Here is a 19,862-nt window from a genome sequence, read left to right on the forward strand (position 1 = left end):
TCGCGCTCAATGTGCGTTCACATCTGCCGGATGCAACGGTGAAATCAATGGCGAAAGATCAAGTCCTCATCATCGAGCCCAATTTCAGCGGGCATCGCTGGCGTTATGCCGAATGGGCCGCGAACGCTTACATGGAAGCGGGGTATCGCTGCATCATCGTGACCGAGCCTGGCAACGCGGCGCATCCGCTCGTGAAGAAGATTCAGGAGCAAGGCGGCGACGCGCTCGAAGTCATGATGGTCGCGCCGCCCGTGCGTCATGGGCGCGGCCTGCACTCGGTCAGCTACGTGCGCGCGCATCAGGACTTCAAGCATTTCTTCGATACCGCGAGCCGTGGGCGTTCCATCGCGCTCGTCGTGGTGCCTTACGTCGATTACTTCCTGCTCGCTTTGCCGTTCCTGCGCTCGCCGTTCGCAAAGACGCCGTGGGTCGGCATCACGATGCGTTCGAATTTTCATCATCATCTCGTGGGTGTGCGTGCGCCGCGCCGGCCGCTCGTGAATGCGGTGAAGGGAAGACTTTTTGCGCGCGCCATTCGCGTGGGCGGCATGAAGACGCTGCTGACCATCGACCCGACCTTGCCGGACTGGTGGAAGCGCAACGTATCGGCCGTGCGCGACACGACCTCGATCGAATATCTCGCCGATCCGTTTCCCGACGCACGCGCCGCCGAGCCCTCAGCGGCTCGCGAGCGCCTCGGCTTGTCCGATGGGCTGCATGTGCTCGTCTACGGTGCGATCAACGAACGCAAGGGCCTTTTCGAACTGATCGAAGCGCTCGCGCAACGCCCGAGTGCGCAGTCGCCGACGCTCGTCATTGCCGGCGCTCAGGACGAAGACGTGCGCGCTCGGCTCGCAACGGCAATCGCAAAGTTGCAGGCGCCCGTGCCCGTGGTGTTCGACCGCTTCATTCCCGCCGAGATGGAGCTGGATCTCTTCTCGGCCTGCGATGCCGTCTGGCTCGGATACAAAGGGCACTACGGCATGAGCGGCGTGCTCGTGCAGGCGTTCCGCTTCGGCAAGCCGGTGATTGCCACCGCGGATGGCTTGATCGGATGGTTCTGCCGCACGGGAGAGCTTGGGCCTGTGGTCGACGAGCTTTCGCCCGCGGCGATCAATCAGGCGCTCGACGATGTGCTCGCACGACGCGTGGCGCCGTTCGCTTCGGGGCATCTGCTGGAGCGCAACACGCTTCTGCAATTCAAGGAGACGTTGCGGCAGGCGGTTTGATGGCGTTTTGCGGTGCATCAACGAAAGAAGCCGCCTTTCCTCACGAAAGGCGGCTTCTTTTTTCCTGCTCCCGTAAGCCGATCAAGCCTGCGGCTCAACCGCCGAAACCGGCACCTCCGCCTTCCGCTTCGCCGGAAAGAGCGCGTCCCGAATCTTGAGGAACGGAAACTCGACAGCGCGCGTGGTCACGTATCCCACGACGATGGCAATAGCGAACTGCGCGCCCATGATCGCGAACCAAGCGGGAATGGCCGGCACATGCAGCGCCGCGGCCCGGCGAATGAGCATGTCGCCCGGAGCCAGCGCCAGCGAATGCCAAAGATAGATGCCGTATGAATACACCCCGATCCATCCGATCACGCGATAAATCTTGCTCTGCCTGGTCGACTTCGAATATTCGAGCGTCAGCACGATGAGCGCGCAGAATCCGATCGCCTGGATCGTATAGCCGATGCTCTGATCGAGCGCCACGTTGCGCGTTCCGAAGACGAGCCACAACACGACGCCGACGACCATCGCGATCAGCAAGTGCTTTTGCGCCGCAATCGAACGATAGATATTCGGCTTGAGCCAACGAACGGTCGCGAGCATCACGCCGAACAGCAAGCTGTCGATGCGGTACTGCGTATAGAAGAAGGTCTCCTCGAGATGCCCGTTATAAACCGCGATACTTCGTGCAACCAACACCACCACGCAGATCGATCCCAGTACGGCAAGAATCGTCTTGAAATCCGCACGCCACCGCGCCAGCACGATCAGAAGCAACGGCAGGAACAGATAGAAATGCTCTTCGACGGCAAGACTCCAGGTCTGTGCAATCGACGAACCAAAGAAGTTCTGCATGTGCGTGAGATTCTGCACGAGGAAGGTATCGGTCGGATGCCGTCCCGCCACCACATGAAACAGAATCAGCGCGTAATAAGCAGGCCAGATCTTGAAGATCCGACGCACGATGAAGCGCCCCGCATCGATACGTTCCTCTTGCGCGTATTGCCTGAGCAGCAATCCGCCGACGAGATAGCCGCTCAGCGTGAAGAACAGATTCACGCCTTCGTGCCCGAAGCTCTTGAGCGGATACTCGATCGCCGCGATAAACGCGCTACCCGTGGGATACGAATGGAAGTGATATCCCATCACCGCGATGATCGCGAGACCCCGGATGAAGTCGAGCTCGATCGAGCGACTCGCTCCCTGAATGCGCGGCACGCCGAACAGGCTCATGTCTTCCCCCTTCTGCGAAGGTCTTTCTGTTGTAGTTGACGCCGCATTTGACTGTCCCGTCGACGGCGCGCGCACGCACGCTCGTGCACGAAGAACGAGCATCGCGGCTGTCCAATAATCGGTCCAGACTATCGTTGCGATCCGCCAGAATCGCGCAGTTAGCCGACATCGGCGAATCTCGTATGCGCGCTCGGCAACAATGTCTTTAAGCGCTCACGGCGAGCGTGGTGCGGCGCACATGGGCGTCCGTCGTTTCGCGCCTAACGCTAGTCGCAAAACGCCGCCGCGACGGCATGCTCGAAAACCCGCTGATATATTCGACCCACAAATACGGGGCTCCCGGAACCGTCGCATCCATCAACAGCATCACGAAACGAAACGCGACTCAGGCTTTCCGGGTATGCAGCGGCAGACGCCGCGAGGATATGAAGCTCGAAGAGCTTTGCGATCTAAAGAGAACGCCATGCGCAACAAGTTCGCCGTCGTCTGGATCTGGCTCTTCCTGCTGCCGCTCGCTTTCGACTTCAAGGCCGCCGAGACAGCCAGCAAGGCCATCCAGATTCTTCTCACCGTGCCTTCCATCGGCGCCGCCATCGCGCTTATGCTGATCGGACCGCGCTTTGCTTATCGCTCGCGGCTGCGCACGGTCATCACGTCGCTCTTCATGCTCACCATGGTCGGCAGTATCGCCACGCAGGTGTTGCAGGGCAACGACTCCGGCAACTACATGCGTGTGATTCTGCCGTTCCTCCTAATGCTGCTCGGCTATTTCGTCGCATGCCGTCCGTGGGACTCTCAGCGTCTCGAACAGATCGAACGCGCAATGTACTGGTCGATGATCGCCTCGCTCGTCTTCAGCTTCGCCTACGGCATGGCAACCGGCGGCGGCCTCGACAGCGTGCGCTTTCGCATCGTCTCCGTGACGTTCCTCTGCTTGCAAGGACTGTTGCTGCATGAGTTCGTCATCGCGCGGCGCGTCACCAAGTTCACCGCGTTGCTGTTTCTCGGCACCGTCGTGATCGAACTGCTCAGCGTGACGCGCAGTCTGCTCGTCGGCACCATCCTGCTGTTCATTTATGCGACCTGGCTTGCCGCGCCGTCCATCCGCCATCTCTTCACGGCCGGCTTGCGCGCGGTCATGATCGCGGCGCTTCTCGGCGCGATGGTGGCCGCGTCTGCCGCGTTCTTCCCGAGTGTTGCCGAGCACTGGGCGCAGCGCATGTCGTTCTCGAAAGACACGGAGTCCGGCCGCGATCCGACCACCATCACGCGCCTTGCCGAGATGAAGGATCAATACGATCAGACGATGGCCTCGCCACTCTCCGTCGCGGTCGGTCTCGGTTACGGTCACGACTATCGCTATTCGCCGACGTATCTGCCGGACCTCGCCGGTCAAATGACCAAGAAGGATTTCTACGCGATCAAGGAATGGGCGGCCGGCCACAACTTCTGGGTCTATCAGTTCTTCGCGGGCGGCATCATGTTCGGCATTGCGTTGCCGATCGCGTTGCTGTGGGCGCTCTATCGCGGCTCCATGGCGTATCGCGCATGGAAGCATCGCGCGCCGGATGTGATGTATCTGCCGGTGCTCGGACGCGCGTTGCTCGTGGTCGCCTCGCTGCCCGCGACGTCGGTGGGTGGCAATCCACTCGGCAACCGTTTCTCGGGCATCGTGTTCGGCGTCGCGCTCGGTCTGCTGGTCGCCGCCTATGCGCGCATCGCTCATGCATTGCGCACGCGTGCGGCTGAGACGGCGGCGCCGCGGCCATCGTTCAGAAGTCCCTTCGGTCCCGTGCATCCCGACATGCAGCCGTTTTTCGAGCCCACGCCCGATGCCTTGCCGACGCACGCATCGCACGCACCGGGCCTCACGCATGGTCATCATGACGACGGCCGGCGCGAGTCGCCGCCGGGCGCGAGCACCTTCGCGCCGTCCGCCTGACACGAGCCAGTTCATACGCCATGAAGATTCTGCATCTGCTTTCCACTGTAGATCCACGCGCGGGCGGTCCCATCGAAGGCGTGCTGCAAAGCGGCATCAGCATGCAGACGATGGGCCATGAGATCGAAGTGGTCTCACTCGACGCACCCGATGCACCGTGGCTCGCGAGTTTTCCCCTGCGTCTTCATGCGTTGGGGCCGGCGCGCGGCTTCTACGGACTCACGCCGAAGCTCGTGCCGTGGCTCAAGGAACACGCAACGCGCTTCGATGCCGTGATCGTCAACGGTCTCTGGCAGTATCACGGCTACGGCACGTGGAAGGCTCTGCGCGACAGCAGCGTGCCCTATTACGTGTTTCCGCACGGCATGCTCGATCCGTGGTTCAAGCGCACGTATCCGCTCAAGCATCTGAAGAAAAGCCTCTATTGGCCGTGGGCCGAATATCGCGTCCTGCGCGATGCGCGCCGCGTGCTGTTCACGACGCAGGAAGAGCGACTGCTTGCACGCGAGTCGTTCAAACTGTATCGCGCGAATGAGGAAGTGGTCGCGTTCGGCACGCGTCCGCCGCCCGCCGATTCCACCGCGTTGCGCGAAGCGTTCCTGGCGAAGTTTCCGCAACTCGCGGGCAAGCGCACCATTCTGTTTCTCGGCCGTATTCACGAGAAAAAAGGCTGCGACTTGCTGCTGAAGGCGTTCGCCAACGTGCGCGATATCGACACGAACGCGCATCTCGTGATGGCCGGTCCCGACGACGGCGAGTTCGCCGCGAATCTGCGTACGCTCGCCAAGGAACTCGGCATCGAGACTCGCATGACGTGGACCGGCATGCTAAGTGGTGACCTGAAGTGGGGCGCGTTTCGCACGAGCGATGTCTTCGCGCTGCCTTCGCATCAGGAGAACTTCGGCATTGCGGTTGCGGAAGCGCTGGGTTCGCGCTTGCCGGTGCTGATCTCCGACAAGGTCAACATCTGGCGCGAAGTGAAGGAAGACGGCGCGGGAATCGTGACGACCGATACCGTTGAGGGCGCCGCCGATGCGTTATCGACCTGGCTGCGCATGGATACCGCCGCGGTCGAAGCCATGCGCGAGCAAGCGTTCAAGACCTTCATGCAACGCTTTCATGTCGACGCCATGTCGAAGGATCTCGTCCGCGTGCTGCGCGAAACGGCGGGACCGCGCGGCGGCAGGACCGATGCCTTGCGTTTGAAGCGGCAAGCCGGTTGATGCGTGCTTATTTCGCGACCAGATTGGCCTTCAGGTAATCGACGAAGCCGTTCTGCGTGGCGATGATCTTTTCCGCGCAGCCGTTGTAGTCCGAGCCGACGGTGCGCTCTTCGCCGTACATGTCGCGGCATTGTGCATATAGCACGATGGTTGCGCCACTGCCCTTCGCCGTGCGCGTCGCCGAATAGACCGGCTTGCCTGAGCCTGAAGGCATGTCGGTGTCGATCGCGACATCGTCCGCGCGCAACAGACGTTCCTTCGAACTTTTTTCCACATACGTCTTCGTCAGCTTCCAGGCCGCGTCGCATTGCGCGGCGTCGTTGCATTCGACGGTCGCGTTGCGCTGCGCCTCTTCGAGCGATTGCTCGGTGCGCGTGAAGCGGCCAGCCTTCTGCGCCTCGGTTTCGGAGAACGAGCAGGCTACGAGCAAGAGCTGGGCAAGTGTCAGGGCGATAAGCAGTTTCACGAGCGATATACCTAAAAAGCCGGGTGTGGACGGCGATTATAGCGATGCCCGCTCGCACGCATCAAAACGAAACGCCGCCGGTCCTCGACGACCGGCGGCGTTTTGCGCTTCAGGTGCTGCTGCCCTGCCTCACGCCTTGCTCAGATCACCCGGCATATGCATGGCCGATGCGGCCATCGGCATTTCCTCGGTGACGATACCCTTGAGCGGCGTGCCGGACGAAGAGACGAGCGTCGCTGCCGGCGTGCTTTCATCGTTCTTCAGCATGCGGCCGAGATGGCTACCGAGACGCAGGGTCATCGCGGCGATCGTGATGGTCGGGAAGTTTGCGCCAACCGTCGGGAACACCGAGCTGCCCGCCACATACAGGTTGCTCATGCCGTGAATCTTCAGGTTGCGATCGACCACGCCTTCCTTCTCCGAGTCGTGCATGCGCGTCGTGCCCATGTGATGCCATGTGCCTTCGAGCTGCGCGGGCCACGGCTTGCCTTCGAGCGGCTCGTCGAGCTCCACGTCGGCCACGCCGCCGCGCTTCAGTTCCTCGGCAAGAAGCGTCACCGTGCGATCGAAGGTGCGCTTCACGAGCTCGGTCACTTGCCAGTCCACCGACACGCGATTCATTCCGAGCGCGTCTTTCTGCGCCGAGAGCGTCACGCGGCTGTCGCGATTCGGCTCCGCTTCCACGATCGTCTGAATCTTCACTTCGGTGATGAGCGAACGCGGTTGCAACAGACGCGCAAGACCGAAGCACGCGGTATCGACGGGATGCGCCATCATGGTCATGAGGTCGCCCGCCATGCTGTAGCCCGGCTGATCCTTCTTGAGCATGGCCTGTTTCGCGCGGATCAACGCTTCGGAACCCTCGGTGTTCTCACCACGGAACACCGAATAGAACCACGAGCGCGCGTTCAGGAGCTTCTCGCGTTCCAGCACGGACTGCGTGAGCGCGAATTGCGAAGAGATGAACGTACCGTGCGCCGAGACCGCTTTGTTCTGATAGTGATACTTGATGTCGTAGAGCTTGTTGCGCGCCCATTCCTTCTTGAAGTTCACCTTCGCCGACATGATGCGCGGATGGTCCATGAAGTAACGGCCCACCAGATCGTTGCCGTTGCCGAGACCCGCCTTTTGCACCTTGTTCGACGACAACAACAGACGCGCGTTTTCGATACCGCCTGTCGCGAGCACGAAGACCTTCGCGCGAATCGCAAAGCGCCGGCCGCTGATGGTGCCGATATCGATCTTCGTGACGGTGCGTGCGTCGGTGTCGGTGTCGATGTTCATCGCGTTCGCGTACAGCATCACGCGCACGTTCTTCGCATCGAGCAGATGCTTGCGATACACCTTGCCGAAGCGCACCGGCGGGCTGAACTGCGAGATCGTGTCGCGCACCTTGCCCGTCGGGAATGGATGACGCTTGACATCCGAACGATGAATCGCCGCTTCCCAGTAGGCCGGATCGAAATTATTCTCGCCGAGCTGCAGCAGTTGATGCGTGCGCGCATAGTAAGGGCGCAACTCGTCCAGGCTGAAAGGCCAGCCGCTGTCTTTCACCCAGTCGCGCTTTTCGAAATCCCACGGATCGAGCGGACGGCACCAGCCGCCCCAGCAATTGCTGCTGCCGCCGAGAAAACGGCTGCGGCAACCGTCGGCGAACTCGTACGGCACGCCGACGTTCTCGCCGCGATACAGATCGCGCGTTTCGTCGTCCGCTTTGTACCCGCCGCTTTCCAGGAGGCACGCGTCGATGCCCTGCCTTTCGAGTTCGAGCGCCAGCGTGATGCCGGCCACCCCCGCCCCGACGATGCAGACCGTGGTATCGATTACCGCGCCTTGCTCTACGCTTCGGCTGTCAATGAACATGCCCCGTGCTCCTTCTTACTCGTGCTTAAGCGGTGTGCCATGTTGCCGGCAATGCACCGCGCCCCTGACCCGTTGTCCAAACGCCGCATCCGGTTGCGAGGCGTCGCTCGTCTTGGCGACGCATCTTCTTGCCGGATTCGAACGATCCCGACGGCGCCCTGTACGCCATATACGCGCTATTCGCGCTTGTTCGCGTGTGCTGCCGCAGGGCTCCGCATGAGCTTGCAAGTCTCCTTCGCTGTCGGTTCACGAAAGCCCGCCGTGATACGCGGCATCGAATGCCCGCATCACGCCGCGCGCGCTTTGTCTCCGTGCCTCAGATGTCTTGTGCTTTCAAAAACGACCGGGCCGCGTCGATCACGAAGCGCGCGACCGCGATAAAACTCATGCAGGGAAGCGTTTTTTGATGAAGCGCACTGGGTTGCCGCCATACACGCCTTCCGCATCGAGCGAACGATGCACGACGGAAAGCGGTGTGACGACTGCCGAGCGCCCGATGGTCACGCCCATCTGCACCACGCATTTCGAAGTGATCCAGACGCCGTCTTCGATCACGATCGGTGCGACCTGCAAGTCCATGTTGCCGCCCACGTCGTGCGAGCCGGTAGTGAGAAACGCGCCCTGCGAGATGCAGACGTTGGAGCCGATGCGAATCGTGGTCTGGTTGTAGATCCAGGCATCGACGCCGAACCAGCAGTTGTCGCCGACCTCGAGATTCCACGGCGCCTTCACGCGAATGGGATGCGGCATGCGGCAGTTGCTGCCGATACGCGCGCCGAATGCGCGCAGAAGCGCCACGCGCACAAACGAGACCGGAATGAGCTTGTTATTGATGAAGCATGCTTCGATGAAGAACCACACGAGCTCGGTCAGTAAGCCGCGCTTCGCAACGAAGTTGCCGGGACCCGCGAGCGACAGGTCGATGACCTTGCCCGACGCTGCCGCGCGCCGTGTGGCAGTCTCGCCAGCGTTGCCATTTCTGGCCGCGCCGATGCCACGCTCTTCGATCGCTCTGTCCATTAGGAACCCCCGCCCCAGTCACTCCGCTTCACTACTCGCCCAGCTGCCCGCATACTGCCGATTCATTGCTGTGCAGCGCTTGTCGCACGGTGCCTGTCATCGAGCGCGCTTTTGTTTTCTGGCGACTCGTGTTTGGCCTTGTCCTTAGGTACGCTTCAAGGCGTACTCGTCTTACCTTTTCTGATACGCATGATCGCTCGAGATGCCTTGCATGCCGCCCGCCCGTTGCCAGGGAAAGCATGCCTATGCAGCGCGGCTCAGGCGCATACGGTAGGTTGATTATCGGCGAAGGGTGCACGCGCCCGCGTGCGCTAATACACGAATGGCCGCATCTGCAGGGCTTTTGGCGGTAGTGATCGGTTCTGCGCCATATCCTGTTTTCATGTCCGATTTATTCGTTGCAAGCGTTGTATCCGGGTTCACCGAATCGATGCAGGAAGCGCACCGAATGAGGTCTTGCGACCAGACAATCACCTGCCGACTTGCGGAAACTTCGCACTACCGTTTTGGAGATTTCGATGAAAAACGCGCTACGTGTAGTGCTTTTACCGCTCATCGCCGCGACCGCGTTCGCCGCGGCGCCCTTTGCGCATGCAGGCAATTTCGCCGATGCCGCCATGAGCAACGGTCAGGCCGCGGGCGGCGCGGGTGAGATGGACTTGCTCGGAAGTCCATCGACGTATTCGGACCCGTATGGCGCGCCGACCAACGGCAAAGGTGGTAAGCGCGGACCCATCACGAACGGGCAGACCACTGAGGGCATCTCGCCCACCGACAAGTTGCTGGCCCAGCAGAACGGCTATGTGGGCAATCCCGGTGCGGGTGCGCAGTTGCGGGCAACGGGTCGAAGAAACGATGCAGCCACCGCCAAGGCCATGTTGATGCCGCAGGGCGCGGCGGCCACGCTCTATCCCACGCCGGCGGGACTCAAGCCTCCGGCCAATCCCGCGCGCGCTAGAGACATCTACAAGTCGCCCTACTAAAAACACAAGGGTTCGTCTTCGATGAAAGACGAACCCTTGCAATTCACGTGAAAGAGCCGGCGCGATGCTCTGCTATTCGATCTTCTCGACGACAGGCGCACGCTCGATAAACATATCCGTATCCGCCGGCCGCGCAGCCGCTTCCTTGATCCGCACCGGCGCCGCATGCGGAACCGGCTTGCCGATGAGCGAGATCAAGCGGTCTTCGAGGCGTGCAAACACGGAAGCCGGCGACAGACGTTCTTGTGCGAAGAGCCGTCCTTGCTCGCCATGCGAAGCCCGCAACTCCGGGTCGCCGATCAGCATTTCTATCGCATCGGTCAGGTCCTTTGCGCTCTCCGGCTTGATCACGACGCCACGTCCATTGACGGCTTCGTAGAGTTCCGTGCCGCCATGCGCCATGGCAATCACGGCGCGTGAACTGGCGAACATGCCGGTGAGCTTCGAAGGCATCACGAGATCGGCGACATCGCCGCGTTGCGGAAGCACGTGGACATCGGCGAGATTGAGCAGTTCGTTCAGACGCTCAACCGGCTGAAGGCACATGAAGCGCGTGTTCTTGAGACCCGCGCAACGCTTCTGCAATTCCGCCTTGGTCGCGCCGTTACCGCAAAACACGAAGACGATGTCATCGCGCGATGCGAGTGCGGCGGCGGCATCGGCCAATACTTCGAGGCCTTGCTTCGCGCCCATGTTGCCCGAATAGAGCACCACGCCCGTATGTTCTCCGATCCCGAGTTCACGACGAAACTCGCTCGGACGATCGAGCGGAAAGATCGCGCCGGTATCGACCCAGTTGGGCAGATGGAACACGCGCGTCAGCTCCACGCCCTTCCTCACCGCGCGATCGACCATCTTGTCGGAAATCGACGAGACCACGTCGAAGTGCTTCATCAGCCAGCGTTCGAAGCCGAGCGCCATGCGGCTGGCGCGCGCGTTCTTGAGCAGGCCGAGATCGAAGGCGGCATCGACCTCGAAATCCTGGATATGCAGCCATGAACGCGCGCCGGTCAGACGTGCCAACGCAAGTGCGCCAGGCGCGTTGGCGAGGCTCGGTGCAATGCTCATTACGATATGCGGACGCCACGCCACATGCGCCGCGAGCGCGGGCATGGACGCCAGCGCGAACGACGCAAGATGCAACATGCGCTTTGCGCCGCTCGGCTTCTTGGGCACCCATAGCGGCGCGCGCCATACACGCACGCCCTTGCGCGACTCGATACGATGAAGCCAGCTTCGATACCCCTCGCCGACCTTCCACTCTGGGTAGTAGGGCGGCGCGCAGACGACGCGCACTTCGTGGCCGCCCGCGGCCAGTGCTTCTGCCATCTCTGCCGTGTACTTGCCGGTTCCCGTCAGCTCGGGCGCGTAATTCAGCCCGTAGATCAGTATTCTCATTTGGTCCCTCGCCCGACTAACGCGCCTTTCGCTCCGAACGGCTTTCGCGTCCGGCAAGGCGCCAGCCACCAGGCGCGCAGGACCGCGCGTCTGGCAGCGTCTCTTCACTACCTGTGTGCGTCTTCCTCCATCTACCGTCCCGCTTTGGCCACCCGCTTAGTTGGTCAGCAAGAGCGCGCAGCCTCGCGCGATATTGGCAGCCGCCGTGGGCGGATCGAAGCGCTGAATCACGTCGGTGCAACGGCTCGCCGTGCCCGCCGTATCGGCGAACGCTTCCAGCGACTTGAGCATCGTGCGATGCAAGGCCGCCACATCGCCCGCAGGGAAGGAGTAACCCGATACCCCTTCCACCACGAGTTCCGGCACGCAGCCGCAGCTTTCGCTGACGATGACCGGACAACCATGACTCAATGCTTCGTTCGTGACGAGACCCCACGGTTCACGCCGGCTCGGCAACACCATGCACGTCGCGCTGAAATACTCGCGCGACAGAGGCGCGTCTTGCAGGCTGCCGAGAAACTGCACGGATTCCTCGAGACCAGCCTCTTTCACTTGCTGCTTCAACGCGTCCCCGAGCGGGCCCGTACCCACGATACGCAGCTGGGCATCCGGCACGCTCTTCTTGAGCGTACTGAACGCTTCGACCAGCGTATCGATGCCCTTCTCGGCGGACAGACGTCCGACATAGAGGAACACCGGCTTGTTGCCTTGCCGATGTAGAAGCCGGTCATCACCCACCGTCTTCGGTGAAAACGAACGCGGCAGCGCGGCAGCCTGACAAGGGATGAAAATGTTCTCCTGCTTCGCACCGAGCGACATCAGATACTCGCGGCTGCGCGTACCGAAAGCGAAGTAACCATCGCACAGCGCGAAGAACACGCGCTTCGGGATGGAGGTCAACATGCGGCGCGGATTGTCACGTGCAGTCGAATCGCAGAACACGGCGCGGCGCTTTCCGGTGAGGATGCACGCGGCCATCATCGCCCAATATTCCGGACGGTGATACCCCGGCAAAACCACGAGATCGGACTTCGCCTTGAGCACTTCCCAAGTGAGACGCATGGTCATGCGCCAGGTCGGCACGTCTTCATAGCAGCCGCTGTATAGCTTTCTCATCGGGTAGCGGTGGAACGAATAGTCGACATCGGAAAAGCCGATGCGATCGTGCTCCGTATCCGCGATCTGCACCATCGAATAACGAATAGAGCCGGACCCCGAGATGTTATGCAACGCGGACAAAACTTCGCCTTTATGCCGCGACCACACGACGTTATGAAAAATGGTCACTGATGCTGACATTTCTTTTGCGTCCTTTGGAAAGGATTCGATATGTTCGCGGCTGGCTATGCGGCGACCGGCGTTTGCATCGATTCGTCACGCGAGAGGAAGTCCCCGTACGTCGCGCGGATGCCTTCTTCCAGTGCGATCGACGCCTTCCATCCCATGCCTTCGAGCTTTGAAACATCGAGCAGCTTGCGCGGCGTGCCGTCCGGCTTGCTGGCATCGAACTCGAGTTGACCGTCGAAGCCGACCACTCGACAAATCGTATGCGCGAGTTCGCGGATGGTCAGGTCTTCACCTGTCCCGACGTTGAATACGCCTTCGCTGATGTCGCTTTCCATGAGGAAGGTCGCGGCATCGGCGAGATCGTCGACATGCAGGAACTCGCGACGCGGCGTGCCCGATCCCCAGACCGGCAATGTCGCGTCCCCTCGTTGCTTCGCTTCGTGTGCCTTGCGAATCAGCGCGGGCAGCACGTGACTGCTCTTCAGATCGTAGTTGTCGTTCGGGCCGTAGAGATTCGTCGGCATGACCGAGACGAACTTCGTGCCGTACTGACGGTTGTACGCCTCGCACATCTTGAGGCCCGCGATCTTCGCAATCGCATAGGCTTCGTTGGTCGGCTCAAGCGCCGATTGCAGGAGATATTCTTCCTTGATCGGCTGCGGGCAGGCCTTCGGGTAGATGCACGACGAACCGAAGAACACGAGCTTGCTCACGTTCCAGCGGCAGGCCGCGTGGATCACGTTGGTCTGGATCGCTAGGTTCTCGTAGATGAACGAGGCGGGCATCGTCGAATTCGCGAGGATGCCCCCTACGCGCGCCGCCGCGAGAAACACCACGTCGATATGCTCTTCCTCGAAGAACAGGTTCACCGCGCCCTGGTCGGTGAGATCGAGATGCGCCTTCGTGCGCGTCACGATGTTGCGGTAGCCGGCCTTGTTGAGCCGGCGCACCAGCGCCGAGCCCACCATGCCGCGATGTCCCGCTACGAAAATGCGTGCGTGCTTGTCCATGCGCTTTACTCGTGATGTTCCAGGGCCTTGAAACCGGCGAGCGTGACGAGTGCGTCGCGTCGGGCAATCTGATAGTCCGCGCGCACCATCTCCTTTACGAGCGTCTGGAAGGTGGTCTGCGGACGCCAGCCGAGCTTGGCATGCGCCTTCGACGGATCGCCGAGCAGCGTTTCCACTTCGGTCGGACGGAAGTAGCGCGGATCGACACGCACGATCACCTGACCCGGCTTCAGTTTCGTCTCGCGGCCCTCCACTCGATCGACGATACCCACTTCATCCACGCCCTCGCCTTCGAAGCGCACGTGTACGCCGAGTTCGGCCGCTGCCTGTTGCACGAATTCACGCACGCTGTATTGCACGCCCGTTGCAATCACGAAGTCTTCCGGCTGCTCTTGCTGCAGCATCATCCATTGCATCTCGACGTAGTCGCGCGCATGGCCCCAGTCGCGCAGCGCGGACATGTTGCCGAGGTACAGATCGTCCTGCATGCCGACCGCGATACGCGCGATGGCGCGCGTGATCTTGCGCGTGACGAAAGTCTCGCCGCGCACCGGCGATTCGTGGTTGAACAGAATGCCGTTGCATGCATACATGCCATACGCTTCGCGGTAGTTCACCGTAATCCAGTAGGCGTAGAGCTTCGCGACCGCATAGGGGCTGCGCGGATAGAACGGCGTGGTTTCGCGCTGGGGAATTTCCTGCACGAGACCATAGAGTTCGGAGGTCGATGCCTGATAGAAACGCGTCTTCTTTTCGAGGCCGAGAATGCGGATCGCTTCGAGAATACGCAGCGCCCCGAGACCGTCGGCGTTGGCCGTGTATTCCGGTTCCTCGAACGACACTGCGACGTGGCTTTGTGCCGCGAGGTTATAGATTTCGTCGGGCATCACGCGCTGGATGATACGCACGAGGCTCGTCGAATCCGTAAGGTCGCCGTGATGCAGAAACAGACGCTGGTCCGGATCGTGCGGATCACGATACAGGTGATCGATGCGGTCAGTGTTGAAGAGCGAACTACGGCGCTTGATGCCGTGCACCTCATAGCCTTTTTCGAGCAGCAATTCGGCCAGGTACGACCCGTCTTGCCCCGTGATGCCCGTGATCAAAGCGACTTTGCGGTCCATGCTTAACCTCTCGTATGCGGTCTGAGTGTTGGCGCGCCCATGCACATGGTGCGCGCCGGTCATTGTTCTTACAGGCGGCGTCCGGTTTTTATTCTGCGATGCTTTCGTAGCCGTAATAGCCAGCGTAGGTGCTGCCCATCAACATCTTCGATTGCGGTACATCCGTGAGCAGTACGCCCTTCATGTTCACGCCGCCGTGATGCAGGCGCTTCATCGTTTCCCCGATTTCCTGCACCTGATTCTTGCCATGCCGCACGACGAGAAGACTCGTGCCCGCATGCTTGCCGATCACCGTTGCGTCGGTCACCGCCAGCACCGGCGGGGTATCGACGATCACGAGGTCATACAGTTGCTTCAAATGCTCGAGCACTTCGCCCAGGCGATCGCTTGCCAGCAGTTCCGACGGATGCGAAGGCAGCGAGCCCTTGGTGATCAGGTCCACGCCCGGCAGGACATCGTGCAGAATCGCGCTCGTCACGTCCGCGCCCATCAGCACATCCGACAGACCCGGCGAATGACGCACGCCGAAATGCGAGTGAATGTCGCCACGGCGCATGTCGCCGTCGATCAGAAGCACGCGCTTTCTCGTCGATGCAACCAGCGTCGCCAGATTCACCGAGAGGAACGACTTGCCCGCTTCAGGACGCGAACCGGTGAGCATCACCACGTTGTTGCGCGCATCGGCCAGTTGCAGGTTGAGCGACGTGCGCAGGCCGCGAATGCCTTCGACAGCGGCATCTTCCGGCGCTTGCGCGGCAAGCACGTGCAGTCCTTCGCGGCGCATGCCCACCTTGCGTTGCAGACGCAGTTGCTGGGTGCTGCGCGGCACGATGGCGAACACACGCACGCCGAGTTGCTTTTCGATCTCTTCCGGACGTTCGACACCGCCGTACAGGGACTTGCGCACGAAGGCGATCAGAATGCCGAGCACGAGGCCGATACCGGCTGCGATCAGGATCACGATCACGCGCTTCGGACGGACAGGATCATCCGGCGCTTGCGCATAGTCGACCACGCGCACGTTGCCAATCTGCCCGGCCTTCGCAATGCGCAGTTGCTGCGCACTGTTCAGGAGGTTCGTGTAGAGCTCGGTGTTGACACGCACGTCACGCAGATAACGCAGCGCGGTCTGCTCGGTATCCGGCAGCGTCGAGACGTTCTTGCCGAGACGCGTTTGCGCGCCGGTGAGCGAAGCGATCTGCGCATCGAGCGCCTGCACCGACGGATGGTTGGCCGTAAAGCGCAGCGACAGTTCGGCGCGTTGCTGTTGCAGGTCCGTGAGCTTGGTCTTGTTATCGACGATCTGTTGCAGCAGCAGGCGGCTTTCCTCGGAAAGGTCGACCGTGCCTTGCTTGTTGCGGAACGTGTTGTACTTCTGCTCGGCTTCGTCCAGTTGCTTCTTCAGAATGGGCAACTGCTGATCGAGGAACGACAGCGTGTTCTCGGCTTCGGCGGAACGCTTGTTGGCGTCCTGCGCGACGTAGCGATTAGCGATGTTGTTGACGATCTGCGCGATTTCCTTCGGGTTGCCGCCTTCGAGGCTCAAACCGATGATGCCCGATTGCAGCGCCGTTTCCGCCACCGTCAGACGCTTCTGCAGATTGTCGATGGTCGTGAGCGTCGAGAAGCGTTGCAGTTCGAACTGCACGCCTGCCGGGCTTTCGAGCTTGTCCACCTTGAGCTTGACCGGACCGAACGCGGTCACGCCCGCGGCTTCCTGGCCGACCTTGCCGGTGAGAATGGAAACGCCGTCCGGGTCGTTCAGCACGTAGGTGCCGTTTTCTCCGGCGACCAGCGTGAACTTCTTTTCGTAGAGTTCCTTCGGCGTGTCGAAGAGCGGCACGTCGATCTGTTCATTGCCCCACGCAAAGCGTGAGAGGTAGCCCGAGGGAATGGGCATGTTGAACATGTTGAACATGTTGAACACGCTGCCAACCACACCGCCTACGAAGGGCATGGTGTGCGGAAGCGCGCTGATGTCGAGGTGCAGACGGCGCACCGTGTCGTCGACGACAAGGCGCGAGCGCAGCAGTTCGATCTGCGCGGCCGTGGTCGACTTCGCGTCGAACATCTGCGAGACGGCCTGCAATGCGTTGGGGTTCGCTTGAGCATTGCCCGCGTTATTCGACTCTTCCACCTGGATCAGCGCGTCGGCCTTGTAGGTCGGCGGCGCGATGAAAGCGTACGCGGCACCCAGTGCGACCACCGCGAGCATCACGGTCATCACGAGCTTCCAGTTGCCCAGTACAGCGGCCAGGTAGTCGGATAATCGCAACTCGTCGCCGGTCGAGACGTCCGAGTATCGTGTATCAAAGTTCATGGCCATGGTCTCGCTCGCTCTTTCTTTAAGTCGCACAAGGTGGACCGGCGCGCCCCTGCGCACCGGTCTTGACGCTTACTTTGTAATCACGGCCGCGGTCAGGCCTGCATTGATCGCCGGCAGCAACAGGTTAAGCACGCGGCTGAAACGGACGAGTCCGTTGTTATCCACGTAGACGACATCCTTCGGTTGCAATTCGAAACTGTTCGCAAGCAGCATGGACACAGGCGAACGCGCGTCCAGCTTGTAGACTTCAGGCGTATCGGTCTGGCCATTGCGAATCACGTACAGCTCCTTCGGATCCGAAGTCTCGGCGTTGAAGCTGCCGGCTTGCGAGATCGCGTCGGACAAGGTCAGCTTGCCGTTGCGCATCGGGATCACGGTGGCGGGCTTGGTCACTTCGCCCATCACGTAGACGCCGTTCTCGTCGCGCGAATCGATACGCAGCGCATCGCCCGGCTTGAGCATGATGTCGGACGGGCTGCGGCCCTTCGAGGTCATGCTGGCCATGTTGATGTGATACGTGACGCCATCGCGGATCAGCGTGACGCGGCTCTGGTCCGCCGTCGTCGCGAAACCGCCCGCGCGTCCGATCGCCTCGGTCAACGTCATCGGAATGTCGTTGATCTGTTGCGAGCCGGGCGTACGCACGTCGCCGTCGATATACACCTGCGAAGCGCGGAACGAAGCCACGCGCACCGTCACCTGCGGCTTCACGAAAACCTTCGACAACTCCGAGTACAGCTCGCGCTGCACTTGCGATTCCGTCTTGCCCGCGACGTGCAGCGTGCGGTTCACGTACGGGAACTGCAAGTTGCCGTCGGCATCGACGATAAAGCCGGGAGCGGCATCCGCGATACGCGTCTGCTGGGCCGGCTGGCCGAGCGCGGCCACGAGTTCCGGGTGATCCCATACCGTGATCTGCAGCACGTCGCCCACGCCGAGCTTGTACGGCGTCGCCTTGCCGTAGAGGCTCGCATTCGGATCGTCGGTGGCCGACGGTTGCGCGGCCTTCAACTTGCGCACGAGCGAGAGATCGATCGGCGTGATCGGAATGTTGACCGTGGTTGCCGGGTCGCCCTGGTCCGTCGAAGTCTCGACGAGAGCCGCGGGCTTCTCCATCTTCATACCCGGTGCGAGACCGCAGCCTGCCATCACGACGCAAAGCGTGGCTGCCGCCGCAAGGCTGCTGAGCCGGAAGCCCGACGACTTCGACATTTGGATATTGGCGGCCATGGAGATGCTGCCTGGTTGTTGTTGGTTGTGCATGTAGGTCGTCCCCTGCATCAGTAAGCGTTGGTGTGGCGTAGTCCCTTGAAGATCGTAGCGGCGATGATTCTCATATCGAGTCCGAACGACCAATTACCGAGGTAGTACAAGTCATGAGCGACGCGTCCTTCCATTTTTTCGATGCGGTCGGTTTCCCCGCGAAAGCCGTTGACCTGAGCCCAGCCGGTGATGCCCGGCTTGATCCGGTAACGATGGATGTACCCCGACACGACCTTTTGATAAAGGTCGTCATGTTCGAGTGCGTGCGGACGCGGGCCCACGACCGACATGTCGCCGCGCAGAACGTTGAAGAACTGCGGCAGCTCATCGAGGCTGGTACGGCGCAGGAACGCTCCGACACGAGTCACGCGCGGATCATTGCGCGTGGCCTGACGAAGCACTCCGGCCTGTTCCGTGTGCATGCGCATCGAACGGAACTTGTAGATGTTGAAGACGCGGCCATCCGCGCCTTTACGGCGTTGCGTGAAGAGCACCGGACCGCGCGAAGACAGCTTCACGGCGATGGCGCAGGCAATCAGCAAGGGAGCGACGGCGATGATCGCGGCAAGCGCGAAGGCGCGGTCGAAGAGTTCTTTCTGCAGAAGCGCGCTGGGCGACAACGGCGACGCGACGAGATTGATGGCGGGTTCGCCGAGCAGATCCGTCACACCGCTTTCGAAGAGCGCGAGGCTGCGCACGTCGGGAATGAAACGCACGTTGACGAGGTCGTTGCGGAACTCGTTCACGAAACGAAGGATGGTGCGTTCTTCCGAGAGCGGCAAGGCGAGCCAGACTTCATGCACGTTCTGGGTACGCACGTAGTCGACGAACGCGTCGAAGTCTTCGTACACCGGAACGCGCGTGTTGAGACGGCCCTGACCGGGCGTTGCGTTGAACGCGGCGCTGGCGCGAAAGCCGGCGTCGGTCGTGCGGTCGATCTTTCTGACGATGGAATCGCAATGCTTGCCGCAACCGACGATCGCCACCTGGTGCAGGTTGAGACCGGCGTTGCGTACATTGGCGAGGACCGCATGGGTGAGCAGACGGCCGGCGATCAGAAGCGCGCCGGACATCGCGGTCCAGTAGGCGAACCAGAGGCGCGAGACGTAGTCGAGGCGATGCAGCGAGAACATCAGCGCAAGTGCGCAGCCCTGCACGATGAGCCAGCCCAGTGAAACCTGGCACGCGAGCATGAGCTTGCTACGGCCGCGCCACGATTCGTAGACGCCAAAGCCGGGAAACAGCGCGAGCGAGAAAGCCGCCGCAAAGGCGACGAACGCCACCGAATAGGCGTGTGCCTCTATGTACTCGAACCGGATCTGCGACGCCACAGCGGCGCCGCCGACGATCATGGCCACGTCAAAAAGACGCGCCAGCAATCCTTGTAAATCGCGCATGTCATTCCCCCGAACGCAATCGCTTGTTGCCTGACACCACCTGCCTCTTATGTCCTCCCTTCGCGTAACGGTCTTTATGTCGTTGGTTACCGCTGCAAAGAAGACTGCCT

General features: G+C 61.3%; 15 protein-coding genes. 4 read left to right on the forward strand and 11 right to left on the reverse strand.

The annotated features are described in order from the left end of the window. Window positions 1–47: 47 nt before the first annotated feature. On the forward strand, window positions 48–1,229 hold the full coding sequence (locus tag NCR98_RS10470; RefSeq protein WP_250526155.1) for a glycosyltransferase: 1,182 nt from the start codon (window positions 48–50) through the stop codon (window positions 1,227–1,229). Between the two features lie 81 nt (window positions 1,230–1,310). Here the strand turns inward: NCR98_RS10470 and NCR98_RS10475 are convergent, their stop codons facing one another. Next, entirely contained in the window at window positions 1,311–2,450 is a 1,140-nt protein-coding gene (locus tag NCR98_RS10475; protein ID WP_250509395.1) for an acyltransferase family protein, read from the reverse strand. 463 nt (window positions 2,451–2,913) lie between these two features. Between NCR98_RS10475 and NCR98_RS10480 the strand changes: the two genes are divergently transcribed. After that, window positions 2,914–4,392, forward strand: a complete 1,479-nt coding sequence (locus NCR98_RS10480; RefSeq protein WP_244826031.1) for an O-antigen ligase family protein — start codon at window positions 2,914–2,916, stop codon at window positions 4,390–4,392. A 20-nt stretch (window positions 4,393–4,412) separates the two neighbouring features. After that, window positions 4,413–5,615: a glycosyltransferase gene (locus tag NCR98_RS10485; protein WP_250526156.1), complete on the forward strand. Its 1,203-nt coding sequence runs from the start codon at window positions 4,413–4,415 to the stop codon at window positions 5,613–5,615. A 7-nt stretch (window positions 5,616–5,622) separates the two neighbouring features. Here NCR98_RS10485 and NCR98_RS10490 read toward each other — a convergent pair whose 3' ends face one another. The 3 genes from NCR98_RS10490 to NCR98_RS10500 all read right to left on the reverse strand — a co-directional run bounded on the left by NCR98_RS10490 (window position 5,623) and on the right by NCR98_RS10500 (window position 8,964). After that, window positions 5,623–6,081, reverse strand: a complete 459-nt coding sequence (locus tag NCR98_RS10490; RefSeq protein WP_244826034.1) for a hypothetical protein — start codon at window positions 6,079–6,081, stop codon at window positions 5,623–5,625. Window positions 6,082–6,210: 129 nt separating this feature from the next. After that, window positions 6,211–7,944 (reverse strand): FAD-dependent oxidoreductase, encoded by a 1,734-nt coding sequence (locus NCR98_RS10495; protein WP_244826035.1) that lies wholly within the window; start codon window positions 7,942–7,944, stop codon window positions 6,211–6,213. Between the two features lie 384 nt (window positions 7,945–8,328). Further along, window positions 8,329–8,964 (reverse strand): DapH/DapD/GlmU-related protein, encoded by a 636-nt coding sequence (locus NCR98_RS10500; protein ID WP_244826036.1) that lies wholly within the window; start codon window positions 8,962–8,964, stop codon window positions 8,329–8,331. A gap of 518 nt (window positions 8,965–9,482) precedes the next feature. Between NCR98_RS10500 and NCR98_RS10505 the strand changes: the two genes are divergently transcribed. Beyond that, window positions 9,483–9,947 (forward strand): hypothetical protein, encoded by a 465-nt coding sequence (locus NCR98_RS10505; RefSeq protein WP_250526157.1) that lies wholly within the window; start codon window positions 9,483–9,485, stop codon window positions 9,945–9,947. 72 nt (window positions 9,948–10,019) lie between these two features. On the opposite strand, the gene NCR98_RS10510 is transcribed toward NCR98_RS10505, so the two are convergent. The 7 genes from NCR98_RS10510 to NCR98_RS10540 form a co-directional block, all read right to left on the reverse strand. Then, on the reverse strand, window positions 10,020–11,345 hold the full coding sequence (locus NCR98_RS10510) for a glycosyltransferase WbuB (protein WP_250465403.1): 1,326 nt from the start codon (window positions 11,343–11,345) through the stop codon (window positions 10,020–10,022). Between the two features lie 156 nt (window positions 11,346–11,501). Further along, on the reverse strand, window positions 11,502–12,644 hold the full coding sequence (locus tag NCR98_RS10515) for a glycosyltransferase family 4 protein (RefSeq protein WP_250465405.1): 1,143 nt from the start codon (window positions 12,642–12,644) through the stop codon (window positions 11,502–11,504). A 44-nt stretch (window positions 12,645–12,688) separates the two neighbouring features. After that, a complete protein-coding gene (locus tag NCR98_RS10520; protein WP_244826040.1) occupies window positions 12,689–13,642 on the reverse strand; it encodes a GDP-L-fucose synthase family protein in 954 nt (317 codons plus the stop codon). A gap of 5 nt (window positions 13,643–13,647) precedes the next feature. Next, window positions 13,648–14,766, reverse strand: coding sequence for a GDP-mannose 4,6-dehydratase (gene gmd, locus NCR98_RS10525; RefSeq protein ID WP_244826041.1), 1,119 nt, complete (start codon window positions 14,764–14,766; stop codon window positions 13,648–13,650). Between the two features lie 88 nt (window positions 14,767–14,854). Beyond that, entirely contained in the window at window positions 14,855–17,092 is a 2,238-nt protein-coding gene (locus NCR98_RS10530) for a polysaccharide biosynthesis tyrosine autokinase (protein ID WP_250526158.1), read from the reverse strand. Window positions 17,093–17,161: 69 nt separating this feature from the next. After that, on the reverse strand, window positions 17,162–18,322 hold the full coding sequence (locus NCR98_RS10535; protein WP_244826045.1) for a polysaccharide biosynthesis/export family protein: 1,161 nt from the start codon (window positions 18,320–18,322) through the stop codon (window positions 17,162–17,164). 50 nt (window positions 18,323–18,372) lie between these two features. Continuing rightward, window positions 18,373–19,752, reverse strand: coding sequence for an undecaprenyl-phosphate glucose phosphotransferase (locus NCR98_RS10540; protein WP_250526159.1), 1,380 nt, complete (start codon window positions 19,750–19,752; stop codon window positions 18,373–18,375). Window positions 19,753–19,862 lie beyond the last annotated feature (110 nt).

It is taken from the genome of Caballeronia sp. GAWG2-1 (genome assembly GCF_023631405.1).
Classification (GTDB): Bacteria; Pseudomonadota; Gammaproteobacteria; order Burkholderiales; family Burkholderiaceae; genus Caballeronia.

Coding starts and splice junctions, on each gene's coding strand:
- NCR98_RS10470 (WP_250526155.1), top strand. CDS start 48: ATGGCGAAAGATCAAGTCCTCATCATCGAGCCCAATTTCAGCGGGCAT.
- NCR98_RS10475 (WP_250509395.1), bottom strand. CDS start 2,450: ATGAGCCTGTTCGGCGTGCCGCGCATTCAGGGAGCGAGTCGCTCGATC.
- NCR98_RS10480 (WP_244826031.1), top strand. CDS start 2,914: ATGCGCAACAAGTTCGCCGTCGTCTGGATCTGGCTCTTCCTGCTGCCG.
- NCR98_RS10485 (WP_250526156.1), top strand. CDS start 4,413: ATGAAGATTCTGCATCTGCTTTCCACTGTAGATCCACGCGCGGGCGGT.
- NCR98_RS10495 (WP_244826035.1), bottom strand. CDS start 7,944: ATGTTCATTGACAGCCGAAGCGTAGAGCAAGGCGCGGTAATCGATACC.
- NCR98_RS10500 (WP_244826036.1), bottom strand. CDS start 8,964: ATGGACAGAGCGATCGAAGAGCGTGGCATCGGCGCGGCCAGAAATGGC.
- NCR98_RS10505 (WP_250526157.1), top strand. CDS start 9,483: ATGAAAAACGCGCTACGTGTAGTGCTTTTACCGCTCATCGCCGCGACC.
- NCR98_RS10510 (WP_250465403.1), bottom strand. CDS start 11,345: ATGAGAATACTGATCTACGGGCTGAATTACGCGCCCGAGCTGACGGGA.
- NCR98_RS10515 (WP_250465405.1), bottom strand. CDS start 12,644: ATGTCAGCATCAGTGACCATTTTTCATAACGTCGTGTGGTCGCGGCAT.
- NCR98_RS10520 (WP_244826040.1), bottom strand. CDS start 13,642: ATGGACAAGCACGCACGCATTTTCGTAGCGGGACATCGCGGCATGGTG.
- gmd (WP_244826041.1), bottom strand. CDS start 14,766: ATGGACCGCAAAGTCGCTTTGATCACGGGCATCACGGGGCAAGACGGG.
- NCR98_RS10530 (WP_250526158.1), bottom strand. CDS start 17,092: ATGGCCATGAACTTTGATACACGATACTCGGACGTCTCGACCGGCGAC.
- NCR98_RS10535 (WP_244826045.1), bottom strand. CDS start 18,322: ATGGCCGCCAATATCCAAATGTCGAAGTCGTCGGGCTTCCGGCTCAGC.
- NCR98_RS10540 (WP_250526159.1), bottom strand. CDS start 19,752: ATGCGCGATTTACAAGGATTGCTGGCGCGTCTTTTTGACGTGGCCATG.